Annotated in this window: 20 protein-coding genes; 12 read left to right on the top strand and 8 right to left on the bottom strand. The window is 41.0% G+C overall.

Annotated features, from left to right (window positions below):
- Positions 1 to 178: 178 nt before the first annotated feature.
- Both H4J63_RS00155 and H4J63_RS00150 read left to right on the top strand, forming a co-directional pair.
- Positions 179 to 937 (top strand): SDR family NAD(P)-dependent oxidoreductase, encoded by a 759-nt coding sequence (locus H4J63_RS00155; RefSeq protein ID WP_182193711.1) that lies wholly within the window; start codon positions 179 to 181, stop codon positions 935 to 937.
- A gap of 3 nt (positions 938 to 940) precedes the next feature.
- The gene (locus tag H4J63_RS00150) at positions 941 to 1,891 is read left to right on the top strand and encodes a 2-dehydro-3-deoxygalactonokinase (protein ID WP_182193709.1); all 951 of its coding nucleotides are present in this window, start codon (positions 941 to 943) and stop codon (positions 1,889 to 1,891) included.
- Positions 1,892 to 1,950: 59 nt separating this feature from the next.
- On the opposite strand, the gene glpD is transcribed toward H4J63_RS00150, so the two are convergent.
- The 7 genes from glpD to galE all read right to left on the bottom strand — a co-directional run bounded on the left by glpD (position 1,951) and on the right by galE (position 10,967).
- Entirely contained in the window at positions 1,951 to 3,456 is a 1,506-nt protein-coding gene (gene glpD / locus H4J63_RS00145) for a glycerol-3-phosphate dehydrogenase (RefSeq protein ID WP_182193707.1), read from the bottom strand.
- Between the two features lie 211 nt (positions 3,457 to 3,667).
- Entirely contained in the window at positions 3,668 to 5,167 is a 1,500-nt protein-coding gene (glpK, locus tag H4J63_RS00140) for a glycerol kinase GlpK (RefSeq protein WP_182193705.1), read from the bottom strand.
- A 206-nt stretch (positions 5,168 to 5,373) separates the two neighbouring features.
- Positions 5,374 to 6,696, bottom strand: coding sequence for a dienelactone hydrolase family protein (locus H4J63_RS00135; RefSeq protein WP_182193703.1), 1,323 nt, complete (start codon positions 6,694 to 6,696; stop codon positions 5,374 to 5,376).
- Positions 6,697 to 6,725: 29 nt separating this feature from the next.
- The gene (locus H4J63_RS00130; RefSeq protein ID WP_182193701.1) at positions 6,726 to 7,730 is read right to left on the bottom strand and encodes a Gfo/Idh/MocA family protein; all 1,005 of its coding nucleotides are present in this window, start codon (positions 7,728 to 7,730) and stop codon (positions 6,726 to 6,728) included.
- Positions 7,731 to 7,749: 19 nt separating this feature from the next.
- The gene (galK, locus tag H4J63_RS00125) at positions 7,750 to 8,898 is read right to left on the bottom strand and encodes a galactokinase (RefSeq protein ID WP_024606495.1); all 1,149 of its coding nucleotides are present in this window, start codon (positions 8,896 to 8,898) and stop codon (positions 7,750 to 7,752) included.
- A complete protein-coding gene (locus H4J63_RS00120) occupies positions 8,888 to 9,952 on the bottom strand; it encodes a UDP-glucose--hexose-1-phosphate uridylyltransferase (protein ID WP_182193699.1) in 1,065 nt (354 codons plus the stop codon). Before H4J63_RS00120 ends, galK begins: the two co-directional genes overlap by 11 nt.
- Position 9,953: 1 nt before the next feature.
- On the bottom strand, positions 9,954 to 10,967 hold the full coding sequence (galE, locus tag H4J63_RS00115) for a UDP-glucose 4-epimerase GalE (protein ID WP_182193697.1): 1,014 nt from the start codon (positions 10,965 to 10,967) through the stop codon (positions 9,954 to 9,956).
- 267 nt (positions 10,968 to 11,234) lie between these two features.
- On the opposite strand from galE, the gene H4J63_RS00110 reads away from it, so the two are divergent.
- Complete coding sequence (locus tag H4J63_RS00110) at positions 11,235 to 12,065, top strand: SDR family NAD(P)-dependent oxidoreductase (RefSeq protein ID WP_002958854.1); 831 nt, start codon at positions 11,235 to 11,237, stop codon at positions 12,063 to 12,065.
- Complete coding sequence (locus H4J63_RS00105; RefSeq protein WP_002958855.1) at positions 12,065 to 12,421, top strand: putative quinol monooxygenase; 357 nt, start codon at positions 12,065 to 12,067, stop codon at positions 12,419 to 12,421. The genes H4J63_RS00110 and H4J63_RS00105 overlap by 1 nt, the downstream gene beginning before the upstream one ends.
- Positions 12,422 to 12,483: 62 nt before the next feature.
- Here H4J63_RS00105 and H4J63_RS00100 read toward each other — a convergent pair whose 3' ends face one another.
- Positions 12,484 to 12,726, bottom strand: a complete 243-nt coding sequence (locus H4J63_RS00100) for a YdcH family protein (protein WP_002958856.1) — start codon at positions 12,724 to 12,726, stop codon at positions 12,484 to 12,486.
- Positions 12,727 to 13,278: 552 nt separating this feature from the next.
- Between H4J63_RS00100 and H4J63_RS00095 the strand changes: the two genes are divergently transcribed.
- The 8 genes from H4J63_RS00095 to speD all read left to right on the top strand — a co-directional run bounded on the left by H4J63_RS00095 (position 13,279) and on the right by speD (position 21,116).
- On the top strand, positions 13,279 to 13,860 hold the full coding sequence (locus tag H4J63_RS00095) for an aminodeoxychorismate/anthranilate synthase component II (RefSeq protein ID WP_024606492.1): 582 nt from the start codon (positions 13,279 to 13,281) through the stop codon (positions 13,858 to 13,860).
- Between the two features lie 43 nt (positions 13,861 to 13,903).
- A complete protein-coding gene (locus H4J63_RS00090) occupies positions 13,904 to 15,064 on the top strand; it encodes an HDOD domain-containing protein (RefSeq protein ID WP_024606491.1) in 1,161 nt (386 codons plus the stop codon).
- A 379-nt stretch (positions 15,065 to 15,443) separates the two neighbouring features.
- Complete coding sequence (locus H4J63_RS00085) at positions 15,444 to 16,649, top strand: aspartate aminotransferase family protein (protein WP_024606490.1); 1,206 nt, start codon at positions 15,444 to 15,446, stop codon at positions 16,647 to 16,649.
- A gap of 85 nt (positions 16,650 to 16,734) precedes the next feature.
- Positions 16,735 to 17,751: an arginine N-succinyltransferase gene (gene astA, locus H4J63_RS00080; RefSeq protein ID WP_002958860.1), complete on the top strand. Its 1,017-nt coding sequence runs from the start codon at positions 16,735 to 16,737 to the stop codon at positions 17,749 to 17,751.
- 15 nt (positions 17,752 to 17,766) lie between these two features.
- Positions 17,767 to 19,236: a succinylglutamate-semialdehyde dehydrogenase gene (gene astD / locus H4J63_RS00075; RefSeq protein ID WP_024603338.1), complete on the top strand. Its 1,470-nt coding sequence runs from the start codon at positions 17,767 to 17,769 to the stop codon at positions 19,234 to 19,236.
- 132 nt (positions 19,237 to 19,368) lie between these two features.
- Positions 19,369 to 19,716, top strand: a complete 348-nt coding sequence (locus tag H4J63_RS00070) for a DUF3802 family protein (protein ID WP_182193696.1) — start codon at positions 19,369 to 19,371, stop codon at positions 19,714 to 19,716.
- An 85-nt stretch (positions 19,717 to 19,801) separates the two neighbouring features.
- The gene (locus tag H4J63_RS00065) at positions 19,802 to 20,215 is read left to right on the top strand and encodes an OsmC family protein (protein ID WP_024600073.1); all 414 of its coding nucleotides are present in this window, start codon (positions 19,802 to 19,804) and stop codon (positions 20,213 to 20,215) included.
- Positions 20,216 to 20,303: 88 nt separating this feature from the next.
- Positions 20,304 to 21,116, top strand: coding sequence for an adenosylmethionine decarboxylase (gene speD / locus H4J63_RS00060; RefSeq protein WP_182193694.1), 813 nt, complete (start codon positions 20,304 to 20,306; stop codon positions 21,114 to 21,116).
- Positions 21,117 to 21,206 lie beyond the last annotated feature (90 nt).

The raw sequence follows: 21,206 nt of genomic DNA, 5'->3' as shown, positions 1-21,206 counted from the left end.
ATATTGCTTTATTATATATCATATATCATATTAATGTACTTAAGGATATGATATAAACTTTTAATTAGTTAAATATTTTAGCACAGCAATAACAACTTAGTTTGGCTCTTTATAATGTAAATGTAAGTTTATAAAGGGTTTAATTAAAATTGAAAATGCGCTGTATGGAGAGTTGAATTTGAACACCCTAGCTCAATATCATAGTCTTTCTGGTAAAGTTATTTTTATTACAGGCGGTGCATCAGGCATTGGTAGAGCAATGGTTAAATCCTTTGTAAACCAAAATGCAAAAGTAGCATTTATAGATATTGATGATAAGGCCGCGCAATCGCTTATTCGTGATTTACCCAATGCAAAACTATGGTATAGGCAAGTTGATGTAACTGACTCTCATGCACTTCAGCAATCACTTGTGGATGCATGCGCCGCTTTTGATGCCATTAATGTACTAGTTAATAATGTAGCGAACGACCGCCGCCAAGCGAGCGAAGACGTTACAGTGCAAGACTGGGATCAGTGCTTACAAATAAACTTAAACCCTGCATTTTTTGCCTCTCAAGTTGCTATGTCTTTTATGAAAGGCGATGGAGCCGGCAGTATCATTAATTTTAGCTCTATTAACGCTATTATGGGGCAACCTCAAATGGCAGGCTATGTAACCGCAAAAGCAGGCCTTATTGGTATGACTAAGGCACTGGCTCGCGATTACGGCGAGTTTGGTATTCGCGTTAACGCTATTTTACCAGGGTGGGTGGCTACCGACCGTCAACTAGCAAGCTGGTTTACCGAAGAAGAGCAAGTTAAGTGGATGGAAGCCATGGCACTTAAAAAATTAGTAACTCCTGAAGATGTTGCTAATTTGGCACTCTTTTTAGCCGCCGATGAAAGCAGTATGATCACCGGGCAAAGTATTAAAATTGACGGTGGGAGGCTTTAAAGCTTGGCTACTTCATCTCTTTTTATTGCTGTTGACTGGGGCACGAGCCATTTACGCGCTTATTTGTGCGAAGTACGAGCGCAATCAACACTTAAACTATTAGCACAACGTGATGGCCCTGGTGTTGTTAAGGCAAATCAAAATTTTGAGCAAACCCTAATCGACACCATTGCGGTGTGGAAGCAAGAATATGGCAGCTTACCTATATATATTGCAGGACAAATTACCTCAAGCATCGGCTGGCACGAAACGCCTTATTTAGAATGCCCGATTAATCCCGAAGGGTTACTTGATGCTGCTGTTAGCTTTGATTGCGATGGACATATTATTAAAGCGTTACCTGGCACAAAGTGTACGCTGCAAAATGGCTTGTTTGATGTAATGCGCGGCGAAGAGCTGCAAATTTTAGGGTTTTTAAAGCAAAATCCACAGTATCAACAAGGTAAAATATTACTCTGTTTGCCTGGCACACATACCAAATGGGTGCTTATAAACAATGGCGAAATCATTTGCTTTAAAACAGCCATGACCGGTGAGTTATATGATTTGTTATGTCATCAAAGTGTTTTAATTCCTAACGACTGCGCAGAAGGTGAGTTTGACTTTAAAGCATTTGAGCAAGGCTGTGAGCTAACTTTAGGTAGTGATAGCGGTAACTTGGCACATGGTATTTTTAGTGTGCGTACCCGCCAGCTTTCAAAGGAGTTAACGCCAGTACAAGCTAAAGCCTATTTGTCGGGTGTATTAATTGGCAGCGATGTACGAGCAGCTCGCCACGCTAGCGAATGGCAATTATTAAGTGATACGCAAGTTGTGGTGATTGGCACAAAGCAGCTGAATAAGTGTTTTACTACGGCGCTTAACCAAATAGGTGTGAAGTGTGTTGAGTTTGATATTAAAACAGCGACGCTTAGCGGCTTTAATTATTTATTTAATTTAGAGTCAAAAAAATAAACCCCTTTATAACGGTTAAATTATAAAGGGGTTAACAGGAAGCTATTATAACTTGATAGTTAAGCGCTTTTAGCTGCTTGGTTATGCTCAATGTAATCATTAAGCGCAGCAACTTGCGCCTCATTAAAACGTAGTCCTAATTTGCTGCGGCGCCATAAAATATTGTATGCGTTTTCTGCCCACTCTTCATTTAGCAAGTAATCTACTTCTACTGCAAATAAACCATGGCCAAAATCTTGGCCTAAATCACTCAGCCCAGTTGCACTACCTAAAATATGTTTAGCACGAGTACCATAAGTGCGTACAAAGCGTTTAAGTGTTATTTCAGGTAGCCATTCGTATTTTGCTTTTAGCTCTGATTTAAGTGCTTTTACAGAGCTAAAATCACCACCAGGGAGTGAACTATGTTTGGTCCACGCATTGCTCATTTGCGGATAAAAATCTTCAAGCTTATTAACCGCAGCTTCGGCAAGTTTGCGATAAGTTGTAATTTTTCCGCCAAACACACTCAGTAGAGGTGTTTGTTTAGCATCACTCGAAAGCTCTAATTTATAATCGCGAGTAACGGCTTGTGCATTAACTGATTCGTCATCAAGTAATGGGCGTACACCAGAAAAGGTATGTACTATGTCTTCGCGTTTAATCGGTTGTTTAAAGTAGGTATTAGTAATATCAATTAAGTAATCAATTTCTTCATCACTAATTTTAACGTCTTGTGCTTCACCTTTGTGCTCTACATCGGTTGTGCCAATAAGTGAGAAGTCATCTTCAAACGGAATAACAAACACAATACGCTGATCTTTATTTTGTAAAATATAAGCTTGTTTTTCATCGTGAATGCGAGGCACTACAATGTGGCTACCTTTTACAAGGCGAATATTTTGTGGTGATTTTTCTGTTAGGGCTTCGTCAAATAATTTAGCAACCCAAGGACCCGCAGCATTAACAATCCCTTTGGCAGAAATGGTGTATTTAGCTTTGCTCTTTTGCTGCTCAAGCGTTACCTGCCATTTACCTTGCTCACGTTTAGCATTTACACACTTAGTTTGCGTGGTAATAACAGCACCTTTTTGTTGCGCTGCTAGGGCGTTTAAAACGACTAGGCGAGAGTCATCAACCCAGCCATCTGAGTACTCAAAACCTTTAGTAATAGAGGGTTCTAAAACGCTATTTTCACCAAATTTAATGCTTCGAGAACCCGCTAGTGTTTCGCGTTTTGCTAGGTTGTCATACATAAACAAGCCAATACGAATCATCCACGCAGGGCGCAGGTGTTTTTGATGCGGCAATCTAAAGGTTAGCGGCCACATAATATGAGGTGCGTTTTTAAGTAGCACTTCTCGCTCTGCTAGCGCTTCTTTTACTAATCTAAATTCGTAATGCTCAAGGTAGCGCAGACCGCCGTGGATCAGCTTAGAACTGTTTGAAGATGTTGCACAGGCAAGGTCTGATTGTTCGCACAATAGAACTTTTAACCCTCTGCCAGCTGCATCAGCTGCTATTCCAGTGCCGTTTACAACGCCACCGATGACTAGTAAGTCATATTCGTTATCTGCTAATTCCACCGAGCTAACCTTTTTATTTGTAATATAAATAAGACATAAACATCATAAAGCTGCTGTTTTCATTTGACAATAGAAAACCCAGATTTTCATTCGTTAATTTTGACGCCAATCCATTTTCAATTTTAAGCAGTAAAGCATGCCTTTTAAATCTAGCATTTAGCTAAGTTAAAAAAGCAAAGTGGCTAAAGTATTAGCCTTAGCCACTTAGTATTTACTGCGGGCAGTTTTTATTCGTTAAGCAGACTTGGGCTACGCAGTGCTGCCATTTTGCGTATAGATCGTTACGCTCGTCGGCACTCATGGTGGGCTCAAAGCGACGGTCGCATGTCCACATTTTAGATAACTGTTCAGTCGACTCGTACACACCTGCTTGCAAGCCCGCTAAATAAGCGACCCCTAAAGAAGTGGTTTCGGTCACTGTTGGTCGCTCAACTGTTGCACCTAAAATGTTTGATAAAAAGGTCATAACCCAATTATTTTTTACCATACCGCCATCTACACGAAGCACACTTGGGCGAAGGCCATCACGCTCCATCGCTTTTTGTAAATCTTTGGTCTGGTAACCAACTGATTGCAAAGCAGCCGCAACAATAGTGCTAATACCAGAGTCGCGTGTTAGCCCTAAAATAGCGCCACGCGCATTAGGGTCCCAGTAGGGAGCGCCTAAACCCGTAAACGAAGGCACTAAAAATACACCATGATCGAGCGGTACATCTTTAACCATCGACTCACTTTCGCCAGCATGGCTAAGTAGCTTTAAGCCTTCAACAATCGACTGCATAGTTGCGCCAGCCATGAATATACTGCCTTCAATGGCGTAAGTTGGCTTGCCGTTTAATCTGTAGGCAACAGTGGTCAATAAGCGGTTTTCTGAGGTCAGTGCTTTTTCGCCAGTGTTAAGCATTAAAAAACAGCCAGTACCGTAAGTACTTTTAGCCATGCCTTGTTCAAAACATGCGTGTCCTACAAGCGCAGCTTGTTGATCGCCTGCAATACCACAAACACGAATTGGCGCGCCAAAAATATCAGCGCTGGTTGAACCAAACTCGTCAGCAGAATCCATTACTTCCGGCAGCATAGATTCTGGGATATCGAATAACTCTAAAAGCTCTTGATCCCACTGCTGGGTATGAATATTAAATAACATGGTGCGCGATGCATTGGTTGCATCGGTGCGGTGCTCTTTGCCGCCTGTTAGCTGCCAAAGTAGGTAAGTGTCAACCGTACCGAAGGCGAGCTCACCTGCAAGGGCTTGTTCGCGTGCGCCTTCAACGTTATCTAAAATCCAACGAATTTTAGTGGCCGAAAAATAAGGGTCGAGCAATAAGCCTGTTTTTTCGCTTATCGTTTGGCAAAGCTCATCAGTTGTTAGGCTTTCGCAATAGTCATTGGTGCGACGGTCTTGCCATACAATAGCGTTATAAATTGTTTTGCCTGTTTTTTTGTTCCACACTAAAGTGGTTTCGCGCTGGTTGGTGATACCAATGGCAATAATTTCTTCAGGCTTTACATCGTTTTTAGTTAACACTTCGCGACTAGTGCTAAGCACTGTTTGCCAAATATCGTTAGGGTCGTGTTCTACCCAACCATTTTGTGGAAAATGCTGCGAAAATTCTTGTTGTGCTGTACCAAAAACGTCTGCATCTTTTGTAAACAAGATGGCCCGAGAGCTTGTGGTTCCTTGATCAATTGAGAGTATGTATTTGGACATGATATTTGTGTTATTTATCTTATCTTATATATGACTAGATTGCCTTTAACCGAAGTTATGGCAATGGTTTTTTCTTAAAATAGCAGATTAAAAAATAAACACGCTAATATTTTCTGGTAACTCTTTTATATAAAAGGCGTTTTATTTTTGCATTATTTTAAGGGCGTACGCGGCTATTGATTAAAACAGCCGCTTAAAGCTTATTATTACTTGGTGTGAGGTTTAGCTTGTTGCCAATCCATACCGGTAGAAAAGCGATTATCAAACCCGCGCCACTGTGGCAGCGGTTTACCATCAACAACAGCTTGGTCGCCGTTTTGTGGTAAATCTAAGTATTTACACTCGCTGGCTATGCCTTTTACGTGGCAATCCATCATGGCAAGTACAAAGTGTTTGTTAATTTCGTTTAGTGTACGCATAGACCACGAAGGCTCGTAGTAATGGCCTATATCTAGCTCACTGCTACTTTGTGCAATAGCAGGGGCTGGGTGTGGTGCAATATTATGGCGTGCATTTTTGTAAGTAAGCATGTACTTATCTTTGCTGCCTGTTTGTTCATAAAGACTTTTAATGCTTTCATAGCCTGAAATGTCATCTAAGTTACCGGCTATATAAAGCGAAGGTACTTTAATATTTTCCATTGCTTTGGCATCAAATATAGTGTGCTGTCCGCCCCATGGCGCAAAGGCCACCATCGCTTTTATACGTGGGTCTACTTTTGGGTTTTGGTATTGTCCACCAGCGCAGCTGTTTAGTAATTGCTGTACTTGTTTAATTTGAGCAGGGTCTTTCATACCCGTAAACATAGCTGTAGTTTGCTCATTAAAAGCGTAACAACCACCTATCGTATTTACAGCGCCATAGCCACCCATTGAGTAACCAATTACGCCTGCGCTTTTGTTATCTACCTGCTTGCTTGCAAAGTTGTTTTGCTCATTAAAGTAATTAATAACAAACTGCTGATCGCGTGAGCGATTTATAAGCGTGCTAAAAAAGCCAGAGAACGGTGCATTTTTAAAATCAACATCGGCATTGGTTGAGTCAGTATGATCAATAGCTACCACAATGTAACCGTGCGACGCTAAATGCTCGCCAAGGTAGTACATAATTGTACGGTAACCGGTATAACCGTGCGAAAGCACTATCACAGGGTAGTGCTCTTTATTATTAATGGCGACATCACGCATTGCATCGGCTTGCAGAATAAACTCTTTACCTGAGCGAGTTTGATCGGTGTAGCTGGTAAGTGGCGCTTTTGCTGTATTTGCAGCCGGATACCACACCTCTACTTTTAAAGGACGATCTTTTTGGCCTTGTGTAGCGGGGTCAAATTGCGCAGGGTTAACTAAATCAAGTGTTTGCACACCTACATTGTAGCTACCTTTAGCTGCAAGCTCTGGCAGTACTTCGCTAGTGATTGGCGGGTATAGCTGCTCTGGTTTATTAGATTCAGCAACAGCTACACTGGCAGATAAACTGCACGTAGCAAGTAATATAGCTTTTGAAAGCGCCTTGAGTGTGTGTGTCATTGTGTGTCCTTGTTGTGTATTTTTATTTCTTAATTTGTCAGTTCAGCCGACTCAATAGCATTGCTATATTGCAGCTGCCATTGTGCTCGCAAGGTATCCATTATGTTCATAACCCGTAAGCTAGTACCCAGTGGTAATACGCTGCTTTGGGTTTGTTTTTGTAATATACACTGCGTGACATGTGCAATTTCAAACTTAAAGTTTTCATCGTCACTAAAGTTGTATTCAAAGTACTGAGGGTCTTGGTCTTTTATGTGTAGCTCTAGCGTTTGTGCACCTACAAACTGAGGTATTCGAATATAGCCAAGCTCACCATTAATACATGCTTCTGTTGGGCCATTTTGCTGCAGTGCGCTGGCAAGAGATGCAAATTGCCCGTTACCGTAATCAACTATAGCAGTGCTTCGCTCATCAACGCCGGTTGTGCTTTTATGTACAAAGGAGTTGATGTGTTCAGGGGCTTTATTAAATACCACATCAGCAATCGAAATAGGATAAATACCTAAATCGAGCAGGGCGCCACCCGCTGTTACAGGGTTCATTAATCGATGAGTATCTGCAAAGCTGCCAGGTAAACTAAAGTTAGCATTAACACTGTGTACATTACCAATAACACCTTCACTTAGGAGCTGTTGTAATTTTACTATGGCAGGTAAAAATCGCATCCAAACGCCTTCCATTAAAAAGCAGTTTTGTTGTTTTGCAAGCTCAGTGAGACTTTGCAACTGCTTAGCATTAACGGTAATTGGTTTTTCGCTTAGCACGTGCTTATTGTGTTTTAAGCATTGGGCTATCGTTTTAAAGTGTTGATCGTGGGTATTGGCAATATAAATAGCATCTATATTTGGGCATTGCATAAGAGCTTGATAGCTTTCATAGCCTTGAATATTGTACGGTGTGGCAAATTCTTTAGCGCGCTGCTCACTCGTTGATGCAGCGCCAATAAGCTGTGCATCACTGCAATGCGCAATGCTTTTAGCAAAGGTGTGAGCTATATTGCCACACCCAATAATTCCCCAATTAACCTTTGCCATGCTTATTCCTTAAGTTTATTTAAAAAGACGTTATTTGTAATCCTGAACCCGCTGAACATACGTAAATATCAGCATTTAAGTTAAAGCGTTCAAAGTAATGCTTTTCTACCGCTGCTTTAATTAGTGGTACTTCCGCATCACGACATAAACATACAATTGCGCCACCAAAACCACCCCCTGTCATACGAACTGCGCCACGCTCGCCCATCGCTTCTTTACAAATTTCTACTAAGCCATCGGTTGCAGGTACGGTTACTTCAAAGTCGTGTTTAAGTGATTGATGCGATGCTGCCATTAGCGTGCGAAGTGCATCCATATCGTTATTTTGTAGTGCAGTAGTTGCTGCAATTACACGGTCGTTTTCGCTAATTACGTGGTGTGCACGTTTATATTCGTTTTCGCTTAATGTCGCTTTTACTGCTTGCAGGCCAGCCATGGTGGCTTGGCGAAGTGTTTCTACACCCATTTTTACAGCAGCTTGTTCGCAGTCAATACGGCGCTGGTTGTATTCGCTATCAACCAACTTACGCGGGTAGTTTGAATTAACAATAACAATATTTAAATCATCAGGAACTTTAACTGATTTGGTTGCGAGGTTTTCACAGTCGATTAATAGTGCATGACCATTCTCGCCTTTAGCTGAAATAAGCTGATCCATAATGCCGCATTGGCAATGCATAAAGTCGTTTTCGGCTTCTTGACCAAATAGCGCAATTTGCTCTGGCGGTAAACCAAGCTGTGCAATATGGTTAAACATACCGCCTACAGCAACTTCTAGTGCGGCCGATGACGACAAGCCACTACCTTGCGGTAAGTTGCTGTCAATAAGTAGGTCGGCGCCACGCAGTGTGTAGCCCGCTCTTTTAAGAACATAAGTAACAGCACGAATGTAGTTACCCCATTGCGACTGGCCTTCAGTGATTTCTTCATCAACGCTAAAGCTGTCTTTTTCGCCAGGGTAATTTAAAGAATGCACAGTAATAATATTGTCGTCGCGCTCTTTAAACATTACTTGGGTACGAAACTCTAACGAACACGGTAAAACAAAACCATCGTTGTAGTCGGTAAATTCGCCAATAAGGTTTACACGCCCCGGTGCTGCTGCAATACCTTGAGCAGGCGCGCCATACAGTGACAAAAATTGTTGTTGGAATTCGTTAAGCTTCATCTGTGTGTCCTGCTGTATCTTTATAGTGTGTTGTACTGGCTGCTTTTAAAATAGAAGCAGCGGTTTCTGCGCTTAAATCGCGTTGGCTTTCGCCTAGCATTTCGTAGCCTACCATGTGTTTTTTAACAGTAGCAGAGCGAAGTAGCGGCGGATAAAAGTGTGCATGCAAACGCCAATGTTGCTCATCAGAGCTTCTATCAGCAGGTGCATTGTGCCATCCCATTGAGTATGGGAAGCTGCAATTAAATACGTTGTCGTACTTAGTGGTTAATACTTTAAGTGCCTGAGCCAAAGAGTCGGTTTGCGCATCGTTTAGCTGGCTAAAGTTTTGAATGTTATCTTTAGTTACTAGCATTGTTTCAAACGGCCACGCTGCCCAAAATGGCACAACAACAAGCCAATGTTCGTTTTCAAATACAACACGTGTTTGATCTGCTTGCTCTTTTTGCGCGTAATCGGCAAGCATGGCTGTGCCATGCTTTTTATAATAGGCAAGCTGCTGGTTATCTTCGGCTTCTATTTCGGTTGATAAATGCGAGTGAGCCCATACTTGGCCGTGAGGATGAGGTTGCGAACAACCCATGATCTCGCCTTTATTTTCAAAAACTTGTACGCATTCGTACTGCTGTGCAAGCTCTGTGTAATTTTGTTTCCAGGTTTTTACTACTTCGTGCAATGCGTTTTGGCTAAGCTCTGGTAGTGTTTTATTATGCTCTGGAGAAAAACAAATTACGCGGCATTCGCCGCTGGCTTCGTCGGCAATAAATAAATCGCTGTCTGATTCTAAGCTTTGTAATTGCTCGCTGGCATTAGGCGTTAATGCGCCAAAATCATTTATAAATACGTGTGTGTATTTATAATCAGGGTTACTGTCACCATTTGCACGGGTATTACTTGGGCAAAGTGGGCAGCTTTCATCGTGTTTTGGTAGTACGTTTTCGTTAACGGCTTCTGTTGCGCCTAACCATGGGCGGTTATTACGATGTGGTGACACTAATACCCAACGACCCGTTAGCGGATTTTTACGTCTGTGAGTACTTTCTAATAAAGCCATATTAACTCTCCAACCCACTTGGGTAATTAGTTTGCCAGCGCCATGTGTCGTTTGTCATGTCGCTAAGTGTTAGTTCTGCGTGCCAGTTAAGTGTGTTTTGCGCTTTTGTGGCATCGGCGTAGTTACAGGCAATATCACCTGCACGGCGCGGTGCAATCTTATACAGAATATCTTTATTGGCTGATGCGCTAAATGCTTTAATCATATCAAGCACAGAATAACCTTGCCCTGTGCCTAAGTTGTAAGCATGAAAGGCGGTATCTGTTTTATGCTGCATAAATGCCGCAACATGACCTTTCGCTAAATCTAAAACATGAATATAGTCGCGCACGCCTGTGCCATCTTCGGTGTCGTAGTCGTCACCAAAAATATTAACCACGTCGCGTTTGCCTACTGCAGTTTGAGCAATAAAAGGCATTAAGTTATTAGGAATACCATTAGGGCTTTCACCTAATAAACCACTTGGGTGTGCACCTACTGGGTTAAAATAACGAAGCGCAATACCCATAAATTGACTGTTGGCATTACATACGTCTTGCATGGCTTGTTCAACCATGACTTTAGTCCAACCATAAGGGTTAGTTGCGCGTATAGGATGCTTTTCGTCAATAGGGAGGTAGTCTGGCTCGCCGTACACCGTAGCCGATGAGCTAAATATAATATGGTTAACGCCTTCATCTTGCATGTTTTGTAGCATGCTTAATGTGCCCGACACATTATTTTGATAATAACGCAGTGGTTGCTCAGTTGATTCGCCAACGGCTTTTAAAGCCGCAAAGTGAAAAACAGCTTCGGCTTTAGTCTGTTTTAGGGCGAGCTTAAATTGTTGCTCGTCTTGAATGTCACCTAAAATAAACTCAAACCGAGTACCTGTAATCTTTTCGAGTTGGTCAAGTACCCGCGCACTTGCATTAGACAAGTTATCATAAATAACAGGTGTAATACCTGCTTCATGCAATGCAATACATGTGTGGCTACCTATGTAACCCATGCCGCCAGTAACTAAAACTCTCATATTATTTCTCGAAAAGTGTATTTATATGATAAATACTACTATTAAGGGGGTTTAAAAACAATAGTTATGATTGCTGGGTAATTCAAATAAAAGCATAAAAAACATTCAGCTTAAACACTTACCTGCCTTTTAAAGGAATGCTTTTATATTAACTAACATAGGCTTAGCTTTATCAATTAATTCTATAAACTGATTCAACTATTGGCCTAATTATCAGCAGTAAGTCGGGGTGCTAATATAGCGAAAATAAAGTAAGGAGAGATCAACATGAACAAAACAATTTTACTTACCGGCGCAACCGATGGCATTGGGCTAGAAACGGCAAAGATGTTATTAGCACAAGGTCACACCGTATTATTACATGGCCGCAGCCAAGCAAAGCTAAATGCGCTACAAGTAGCTTTAACCGAGCAATACCCAAATGCAAGTACACATACTTATATTGCTGATTTAAGCGATATGAGCCAAGTTCAAACTTTGGCAAAAAATGTATTAGCCGATTTGGCCGAAAATAATAACCAGCTTGACGTACTTATTAATAATGCAGGCGTTTATCAATTAGTTGATGCTACAACAATTGACGGCCTTGATGCTCGCTTTGTTGTAAACACGATTGCGCCATATCTTCTTACAAAACTATTGTTACCTGTTCTTGGTCATGATTCGCGAGTGGTTAATGTGTCATCAGCTGCGCAATCAAGCGTTAACTTAAATGCACTTATAGGTAACACTGAACTTTCTGATAGTGCGGCTTATGCACAAAGTAAATTGGCTATTACTATGTGGTCGCGTCATTTAGGGCTTGAGCTTAAAGATACTGGGCCATTAGTTGTATCGGTAAACCCTAAATCGTTACTGGGAAGCAAAATGGTAAAAGACGCTTACGGTATAGATGGTGGGGATTTAAAAATTGGCGCAAATATTTTTTGTCGCGCAGCGCTTAGTGATGAATTTAAAGATGCCGCAGGCCTGTATTTTGATAACGATACAGGACGCTTTGCGCCTCCTCATGTTGATGCACTTGATAATGCTAAAAATCAACAACTCGTAGATACGTTAGACAGTATTTTAGCACAGCTTAAATTAGGTAAAGCATAATGAAAAATCATGTTACCTGGACAGTACAAGGCCAAATTAAAGAAGGTAAATACGATGAGTTTTTACTGGTAATGGCACAATTAGTTACTTTGGCTAAAAGTGAAGCGGGCACTTTAATGTATGAGTGGACAGTAAGTGAAGACAAGCGCAATGTACATATTTACGAGCGTTACCAAGATGAAGATGCTGCTAAAGCGCATCTTGCTGGTTGGGGCGAAAGTGGCCCACTATTTTTAAGCGTAGTTGATATGGATAAAGTAACGGTATTTAGTCAATTATCAGAAGAGTTTGCACAAGCCTTTGCAGGCCCAAGCAGTGTATTTATGAAACCTGTGGGTGGCTTTGTAAAGTTTTAGAGAAAATACCCATTGTTGATCTAAAGAGCTCACCTCATCAGTGAGCTCTTTTTTTAGTGGCATTACTGCTCTTGCTGCAAGCGCTCGTATAGCCAATCTTTTAATTCTGTACGTTCGTGTTTTAATAGATGCATTTGTTCATCGCTTATGGGCGCATCTTTGAGCTCTAACACTCTAATCTCTTTATCTAGCTTGTCGTACTTATCTGCTTTTTTTGCAAATTCAGTATCGCTTTCATTTAACTCGGCAATGGTCTTTAAGTACTCTGGAAAGTCATTTGTTAATGAGTGGTCTTCGCCTAACATATTCGCTCCTTAGTAGGATATAAATGAGCTCACAAGTAAGTGAGTTGTATAAGTGAATTACTGCCTTTCATATAATACACTGGGGCTTACATAGATATAATTCAACCATCGAGCCGCTAATTTGATGTAGCACAAGCAATCTGTTTATTTTGCTCAGTAAGGCATTTCACCAAAGTATTTAATAGTGCGATCAATAAATGCACGTACTTTAGAGGTCAATAATTTATTGTTGGGGTATACAGCCTACGTAGGTGTGTTAACTACTCGCGAAAAGCTTAAAACTCGATATTATTGCTCAAGGTGCAAGGAATCTCTGGCTTGAGAGAATAAATTTAAATATCACCATGATTTAATACGTTAATAAATCTCTTAACCAGAGTTCGGGTTAAGTGAACCAGTACCCACTAAAGACTTTAAAGAACTTTTAGCAAAAACAGTTAATTTTTAACGCTTTTTGCTAATTTATGTTGGCTAGTTAATAGTGGTAGAATGCAACGCTTAGTACCGCTTGCGTGAAGTAAGTGGTCAATAATTTATAAGGTTTGTTGTGTAATGCTGTTAATGATCGATAACTACGATTCGTTTACTTACAACTTAGTGCAATATTTTCAGCGTTTAGATCAAGACGTTTTAGTAAAACGTAATGACGAGCTAAACATTGCACAAATAAAACAGTTAAACCCGCAGCACATCGTGTTATCGCCGGGACCATGCACGCCTAACGAAGCGGGTATTTCATTAAATGTTGTTGAGCAACTAAAAGGACAATATCCTATTCTAGGGATTTGCTTGGGGCATCAAACTATCGCGCAAGCTTTGGGGGGAGATGTAATTCGTGCTAAAAAAGTTATGCACGGTAAAACATCACCCATAGTTCACACTAATAAAGGTGTGTTTAAAGGTTTAGCTAACCCGTTAACAGTATGTCGTTATCATTCTTTAGTGGTTAAAGCGCAAACTCTACCTAAAGAGCTTGAAGTAACAGCATGGACTCAGACTGAGCAAGGCGAGTTTGACGAAATTATGGGATTACTTCATAAAGAATTAGCAATCGAAGGTGTGCAGTTTCATCCCGAAGCTATTTTAACTGCTCAAGGCTTAGAACTGCTTGATAACTTTTTAACTCGCTTCTAATGTTATAATACACATAGCATTTTATACTTTATTAATGGATGTCATGACTGAACTTGTAGCCCAGCAGCGTACTGCCAAAATACTAAGCCAACGAGCTCATGACTTATTGCTTGGGCATAGCTTTGCGCATCAGCAAATTGGTTTCATTCATACATTAGATATAGATTACGGCGAACCCATGAAGCAGCGTACCTTGCTTCAGGTTGAAGTGGCCGCACAGAATAAACGCCAGCAAAGCAGTACTGCACATCATAAATATCGCGCGCAAGCAAGTGAGCAACTACACAAAACAATTGAAACAGCTATATATAAGCAGCTCGAAGATATAGATGGTGTAATTCATAGCACCATAGGTATTGAAGATGGCATTGCCAATATACTCGATATATTAGCGGTAAAGTCGGCATCGGTAGGGCGTTTAGAGCCATTGGTTAATGATTTAAGCTGGTTGGGTAGGGAGTTAGTAACGCTCGTTAATTTACCTTACTATCGTAATCAACGTAGTAAAAACACGTCTGTAAAAGTAGATAAGCCATCGCTTGCTCTTCGCTATATTGGTCTTGATAACTTACAGCTAGTTATACCTACATTTGCTGCGCGTCATTGGATGCCACATAGCACCGAGCCATTTTCATTATTAAAACGCCGGCTACGCGACAGCGCGATGGCAAACGCGATTGCTGCGCAAAAAATTGCACAAATTAATAATGTGAACGACGTTCATGCATTTACCCTTGGTATGCTTTTAGATGTAGGGCGAATTGCATTGGTGCGTTTGTACTTAAAAACGTTTGAGAAAGTATGGCAACGTAAAGTGCAGTTAGCCCGAAATGAAAACCAAAAAGATTTACACACCGCATTATTAGAGCTACAGCCCGACCCGCTATTTTTAACCACTCTACTTAGCAATAAGTCGATAGAGGTAAGCGCCAAAGTAATAGACAAAATGGCTTTTAAATATTTACCGTTTAAAGGTGTAATGCAGCAGCTAGTAAATGGGGTAGATAAGGGCGATACATTACTGCCGTTAACACAAGTAATGCTAAAGGCACGTTGCTACTCTCAATATCTTAATCTAAAAGAGCATCAACTTATTGAGCCTGACGAAACTCTAAGCTGGTTTTCGTACTTTAAGTTCACTAAAACGGAACTAAAAACCCTCCAATCGAGTAATTTTACCAATTTAGCTATTCAAATTGACTAAAAATCTGAATTTTTTGTTAATTTTTTTGCGACTAACCATTCATTCTCACTCTATTTTTATATTGCATATTTGCCGATTAAAGCGTGTGCGCCTCTGTACTCATGCGGTTAGTTGCCTAAAAATAAGCATAAATAGCTATGCAAATAGTTATTCACTATCTATGAAATAATATCTTTAGCCCTTTATTTTCAAGGGATACATGAAAGTTTTTAACGAGACAGATATAAGTAATTCTGAAATAATGTGCGTCTGAAAATTGAACCACAAAGCAATTTTGCGCAATTATCAGGTTACTGATCTTGCCTATAAAGTTGGTTACAAATATTAACCAAACACCTATTTTGATGTTTTGTGTTGCTCACAATTAAGAGGAAATAAAATGACAGTCAATCGCGAATTATTTGATCACGTAATGGTTCCTAACTACGCACCTTCAAGCGTAATTCCTGTTCGAGGCGAAGGCTCTCGCGTATGGGATCAACAAGGTCGAGAGTTTATCGACTTTGCTGGTGGTATTGCAGTTAACTGTCTTGGCCATTGCCACCCTGCATTAGTAGGCGCATTAAAAGAGCAAGGCGAAAAAATCTGGCATCTATCTAACGTAATGACCAATGAGCCGGCACTTCGCCTAGCTAAAAAAATGGTTGATGCGACATTTGCTGAAAAAGTTTACTTTGCCAACTCTGGCGCAGAAGCAAACGAAGCCGCGCTTAAATTAGCGCGTCGTTTTGCACTTGATAAGTTTGGCGCAGAAAAATCACAAATCATCGCGTTCAACAAAGGTTTCCACGGTCGTACATTCTTTACCGTAACTGTTGGCGGCCAAGCTGCATATTCAGATGGTTTTGGCCCTAAGCCTGGCGACATTATACATTGCGATTACAACGACCTAGCTGCTTTTGAAGCACTTATCAGCGATAAAACATGTGCCGTAATGATGGAACCTCTACAAGGTGAAGGCGGTATTGTTTCACCAACTGATGAGTTTGCTCAAGGTGTTCGCGATTTATGTACTAAACATAACGCACTGCTTATTTTTGATGAAGTTCAAACAGGTGTTGGTCGTACTGGCGATTTATATGCATACCAAGGCTTAAACGTAGTACCTGATATTTTAACTTCGGCTAAAGCACTTGGCGGCGGTTTTCCTATTGGCGCTATGATCACAACAACTGAAATTGCACAGCACCTTAAAGTAGGCACACATGGTTCTACTTATGGCGGTAACCCGCTTGCGTGTGCTGTTGCAGAAGCGGCATTTGATACAGTAAATACCCCAGAAGTACTGGCTGGCGTAAAAGAAAAAGCCGCATTATTTAATGAACTACTTAGCGCGGTTAACGAAAAATACAACGTATTTAGCGAAATCCGTGGCCAAGGTTTATTAATTGGTGCAGTAGTGAACGAGCAATACAAAGGTCGTGCAAAAGAGTTTTTAGTGGCAGGTACTGAGCAAGGCCTTATGTCACTAGTTGCCGGTGCAGACGTAGTACGTTTCACTCCATCTTTAGTAATTCCTGAAGCGGACATTCGCGAAGGTATGGCACGCTTTGAAAAAGCAGTAGCAAGCGTAGTAAACGCATAAGCGACTTAAGCCAACCAATTAAGGGCAAGCACCGCTTGCCCTGCAATTCCTATTTACCGTTATTTATAAGGGAGCAAGCGGACTCATGATGATCCTTCGCCCAATCCAGCAAAATGATTACTCAGCATTACTGAAAATTGCCCACGAATCTGGGCATGGTTTTACGTCTTTGCCATTAAACGAAGAACTATTGCAAAAGAAAATAGACCATTCTGTAAGTTCATTTGCTAAGCAAACGTCACAACCCGGTGACGAAGGCTACCTGTTTGTTCTTGAAGATAGCGAAACCGGTGATGTTGTAGGTACGTCTGCAATTGAAGCTGCTGTAGGGCTTGATGATGCATTTTATCATTATCACTTAAGTAAAGTGATTCACTCTTCGCGCACATTAGACGTATACAAAGCGGTTGATATTTTAACGCTATGTAACGACTACACAGGCGCTACAGAGCTTTGCACATTGTTTTTAAAAGATGGCTATCGTAAAAATTGTAACGGTAAGCTACTTTCAAAAGCGCGCTTTATGTTTATAAAGCAGCATCAAGAGCGTTTTGCACAAACAGTGATTGCAGAAATGCGCGGTGTGTCTGACGAAAATGGCAGTAGCCCTTTTTGGCAGTGGCTTGAAGAGCACTTTTTCTCAATGGATTTTCCAACAGCCGACTACCTAACAGGTATTGGCCAAAAGGTTTTCATTGCTGAACTAATGCCTAAATACCCAATTTATGTAAATTTGCTAAGTAAAGATGCGCAAGCCGTAATAGGTAAAGTACACGACAACACACGCCCAGCAATCGAGTTATTAAAAAGCGAAGGCTTTACGTTTAATGGCTACGTAGACATTTTTGACGGCGGCCCAACGGTTGAAGCAAAAGTAGATAACATTGCGACGATTCGTAATGCAAATAACTTTAACGTTGAAATTGGCGAAATGACTGGCGACACCATGGTGTTACTAGCTAACGAAAAGCTTGAAGATTTTAGAGCAACCGTTGCACCAATGACATTTGACGAGCGCGCAAAAAGCCTTATTTTATCGCAAGAAGTAGCAGATGCATTGCATTTGCAAACTGGCGATATTGTTAGTGCAACCACGATTTAATTTAGGAGAAAGTATATGACTCATCCTGCACAATTTATTAATGGTCAATGGTCACAAGGCCAAGGCACAGAATTTAATTCAGTAAACCCTGCAAATAACGACGTTATTTGGCAGGCATCATCAGCAACTGCGGCGCAAGTAGACACCGCAGTAAATGCAGCGCGCGAAGCGTTTTATGCATGGGCTGATAAAAGCTTTACTGAGCGCTTGGAAATAATTAAAGCTTTCGCTGCGCAATTAAAAGAAAACAGCGAAGAGCTCGCTATTACTATTGCACAAGAAACAGGTAAGCCACTGTGGGAAACTCGCACAGAAGCGGGTGCTATGGTTGGTAAAATTGCCATTTCTGAAAAAGCATTTTTAGAGCGCACTGGCGACGTAGAAAACGCAATGCCACTTGGCCGTGCGATGATTCGCCATAAGCCACATGGTGTTGTAGCCGTATTTGGTCCGTATAACTTTCCGGGTCACTTACCTAATGGTCACATTGTGCCAGCGCTTTTAGCGGGTAACACAGTTGTGTTTAAACCGTCTGAACTTACTCCTAAAGTTGCTGAGCTTACGCTTAAGCTGTGGGAAAAAGCAGGTTTACCAGCAGGTGTAATTAACCTTGTACAAGGTGAAGTAGAAACGGGTAAAGCCCTTGCTGCTCACAAAGGTATTGATGGCTTGTTCTTTACGGGTTCTTCGCGCACTGGTCATATTTTACATGAGCAGTTTGCGGGTCAACCGGGTAAAATTTTAGCGTTAGAAATGGGTGGCAACAACCCACTTATTATTACCGACGTTGAAGACACTAAAGCGGTTGTTCACGATATTATTCAATCTGCGTTTATCTCAAGTGGCCAGCGTTGTACATGTGCACGTAAATTGTTTTTACCTAAAGGTAGCAAAGGCGATGCAATTTTAGAGCGCCTTATCACTGCAACTAAAGCGATTAAAGTAGGTAACTATGACGATGCAGACCAGCCATTTATGGGCTCTATGATCTCATCAGCTGCAGCTGCAGGCATGGTTAAAGCGCAAAACGAGCTTGTAGAGCTTGGCGCTCAAGTATTAGTAGAGCTTGAGCACACAGCTAATACTGGCTTTGTAACACCAGGTATTATTGAGTGTACAAATATTAGTGACTTCCCAGATGAAGAGCATTTTGGACCACTTTTAAAAGTATTCCGCTTTGACGACTTTGACCAAGCCATTGATAAAGCAAACGATACAACCTTTGGTTTATCGGCTGGTTTATTAAGTGATAGTGCAGCAGATTACGACCATTTTTTACGTCGTATTCGCGCTGGTATTGTTAACTGGAACCGCCCAATTACTGGCGCGTCAAGCGCAGCACCATTTGGTGGTATTGGCGCATCGGGCAATCACAGAGCAAGCGCGTATTACGCAGCTGATTACTGTGCATACCCAGTTGCTTCAGTAGAGCTTGAAAAAGTAGCGATGCCAGCAACACTAAGCCCAGGCTTAAAAATAGATTAAGCAGTAATACTACTTAATCATTATAAAAGCAGCTTCGGCTGCTTTTTTTGTATTGCTATCGTACAAGGCTAGTAATTATCGACTCTTTCTGCTTAAATCAGCATAATTAAATATATTTAGGTGGTTCGCATAATGGTTTTAGATAGGCAAGGGTACGATGATTTGATCATGTATCTAACTCAAAATTTAGCATTGTTTGAGAAGCCAGGCGAAATAAAACCAGGCGCTCCAACAGTAATGGAATTAATCGAAGACGTTATTGCACAAAATGTGATGCTTATTTGCGAGCAGCACACAGACCTCAACACAGAGCAGCGTAGTCAAATTGTACGTGAAGTTGATGGCATAGTTTACGATTTAGAAGAAGTCCTCAGCAGCATCACCTCACAGCCTGTCACGGTTGAACAGCATGCCTTTATAGATGAATTTGCAGGTTTAGTAAAAAACCTCTTTGATAGCGCTTTAACGCAACAATCTTAGTCATTTTATAGCCCTGCGTTGCATTTTCATTTGCAACTACGGCTAACTTGCTTACAATCAAGAAAATATTTTTTGAGATATAACAATGCAAGCAAATGTAAAATGGGTTGAAGGCGATACGTTTATTGGTCGTTCTAATTCTAACCACAATGTTGTGTTTGATGGCGGCAGCGATAGTGCAGCACCAAGCCCAATGGAAATGGTTTTAATGTCAGTTGGCTGTTGTTCATCAGTTGATGTGGTTAGTATTTTAAAAAAAGCCAAACAAGATTTTTCAGATGTACAAGTACAACTAAGTGCAGAGCGCGCCGAAACAGCCCCACGTGTGTTTACCAAAATCAACTTACACTTTGTTGTTAAAGGCAATAATGTGTCTGAAAAGCACCTTGCACGCGCCGTTTCACTCTCTGCTGAAAAGTATTGCTCAGTTGCATTAATGCTTGATAAAACAGTAGAAATTACGCATAGCCACGAAGTTGTGCAAGAACAAGCAAAATAACGCTTTTTCCTCGAGGAAAATTCGTATAAAATCCGCGAACTTTTCATTCTGCAGGTGCAGAACCCACTAATTTATAGGTTGGTTTATTATGAACAAACCCTTCGATAAACTTAAACTTCATGGTTTTAACAATTTAACCAAAAATTTAAGCTTTAGTATTTATGATATTTGTTACGCAAAGACCGAGCAACAACGTAAAGAATATATTGAATATATCGATGAGCAGTACAGTGCAGATAGACTAACCGACATTTTAGGTGAAGTTGTTGATATTATTGGTGCTAACATTTTAAATGTAGCGCGCCAAGATTATGAACCGCAAGGCGCAAGTGTAACTATTTTGGTTTCAGAAGAACCAGTAGAAGAGCAGCAAAATTACGATGCTGACGAAGCACCAGGCCCATTACCTGATTCAGTTGTTGCGCACCTAGATAAAAGCCACATTTGTGTACACACATACCCAGAAGCTCACCCTGATGATGGTATTTGTACTTTCCGTGCTGATATTGAAGTGTCTACTTGTGGCATTATTTCGCCACTTAAAGCGTTAAACTTCTTAATTCATAGCCTTGAATCAGACGTAGTAACAATTGACTACCGCGTTCGTGGTTTTACCCGCGACATAAACGGTGTTAAGCACTACATTGATCACGCTATTAGCTCGATTCAAAACTTCATGACAGAAGATACAAAAGAAGCGTACCAAATGATGGACGTGAACGTGTATCAAGAAAACCTGTTCCATACCAAAATGATGTTAAAAGAAACCGATCTAAACACGTATTTATTCGGCCTTTCTACGGCAGATTTATCTGAGGGCGAAGAAGACGAAATTCGCTCAAAGCTGACCCGTGAAATGCAAGAAATATTCTATGGCCGTAACCTGCCAGATACAGAATAATAGTAACGAATTAAATTAAAAATGGCGCTCAGTGAGCGCCATTTTTTTATGTCTAAAAAAGCCCAGCTAATTAGCTTAGCTGGGCTTTTA

Source organism: Pseudoalteromonas sp. 5Ae-yellow, from assembly GCF_014077565.1.
Taxonomy (GTDB): Bacteria; Pseudomonadota; Gammaproteobacteria; order Enterobacterales; family Alteromonadaceae; genus Pseudoalteromonas.
Note: the sequence above shows the minus strand (reverse complement) of the source record. Positions and strands in the feature narration are given on the sequence as shown.

What these genes read in the sequence shown, in the direction of transcription:
- H4J63_RS00070 (WP_182193696.1), top strand. Translation starts at nt 19,369, where the DNA reads ATGGTTTTAGATAGGCAAGGGTACGATGATTTGATCATGTATCTAACT.
- speD (WP_182193694.1), top strand. Translation starts at nt 20,304, where the DNA reads ATGAACAAACCCTTCGATAAACTTAAACTTCATGGTTTTAACAATTTA.
- galK (WP_024606495.1), bottom strand. Translation starts at nt 8,898, where the DNA reads ATGAAGCTTAACGAATTCCAACAACAATTTTTGTCACTGTATGGCGCG.
- H4J63_RS00085 (WP_024606490.1), top strand. Translation starts at nt 15,444, where the DNA reads ATGACAGTCAATCGCGAATTATTTGATCACGTAATGGTTCCTAACTAC.
- H4J63_RS00095 (WP_024606492.1), top strand. Translation starts at nt 13,279, where the DNA reads ATGCTGTTAATGATCGATAACTACGATTCGTTTACTTACAACTTAGTG.
- H4J63_RS00100 (WP_002958856.1), bottom strand. Translation starts at nt 12,726, where the DNA reads ATGTTAGGCGAAGACCACTCATTAACAAATGACTTTCCAGAGTACTTA.
- H4J63_RS00090 (WP_024606491.1), top strand. Translation starts at nt 13,904, where the DNA reads ATGACTGAACTTGTAGCCCAGCAGCGTACTGCCAAAATACTAAGCCAA.
- H4J63_RS00130 (WP_182193701.1), bottom strand. Translation starts at nt 7,730, where the DNA reads ATGGCAAAGGTTAATTGGGGAATTATTGGGTGTGGCAATATAGCTCAC.
- H4J63_RS00065 (WP_024600073.1), top strand. Translation starts at nt 19,802, where the DNA reads ATGCAAGCAAATGTAAAATGGGTTGAAGGCGATACGTTTATTGGTCGT.
- H4J63_RS00105 (WP_002958855.1), top strand. Translation starts at nt 12,065, where the DNA reads ATGAAAAATCATGTTACCTGGACAGTACAAGGCCAAATTAAAGAAGGT.
- H4J63_RS00120 (WP_182193699.1), bottom strand. Translation starts at nt 9,952, where the DNA reads ATGGCTTTATTAGAAAGTACTCACAGACGTAAAAATCCGCTAACGGGT.
- astD (WP_024603338.1), top strand. Translation starts at nt 17,767, where the DNA reads ATGACTCATCCTGCACAATTTATTAATGGTCAATGGTCACAAGGCCAA.
- H4J63_RS00135 (WP_182193703.1), bottom strand. Translation starts at nt 6,696, where the DNA reads ATGACACACACACTCAAGGCGCTTTCAAAAGCTATATTACTTGCTACG.
- glpK (WP_182193705.1), bottom strand. Translation starts at nt 5,167, where the DNA reads ATGTCCAAATACATACTCTCAATTGATCAAGGAACCACAAGCTCTCGG.
- H4J63_RS00110 (WP_002958854.1), top strand. Translation starts at nt 11,235, where the DNA reads ATGAACAAAACAATTTTACTTACCGGCGCAACCGATGGCATTGGGCTA.
- galE (WP_182193697.1), bottom strand. Translation starts at nt 10,967, where the DNA reads ATGAGAGTTTTAGTTACTGGCGGCATGGGTTACATAGGTAGCCACACA.
- astA (WP_002958860.1), top strand. Translation starts at nt 16,735, where the DNA reads ATGATGATCCTTCGCCCAATCCAGCAAAATGATTACTCAGCATTACTG.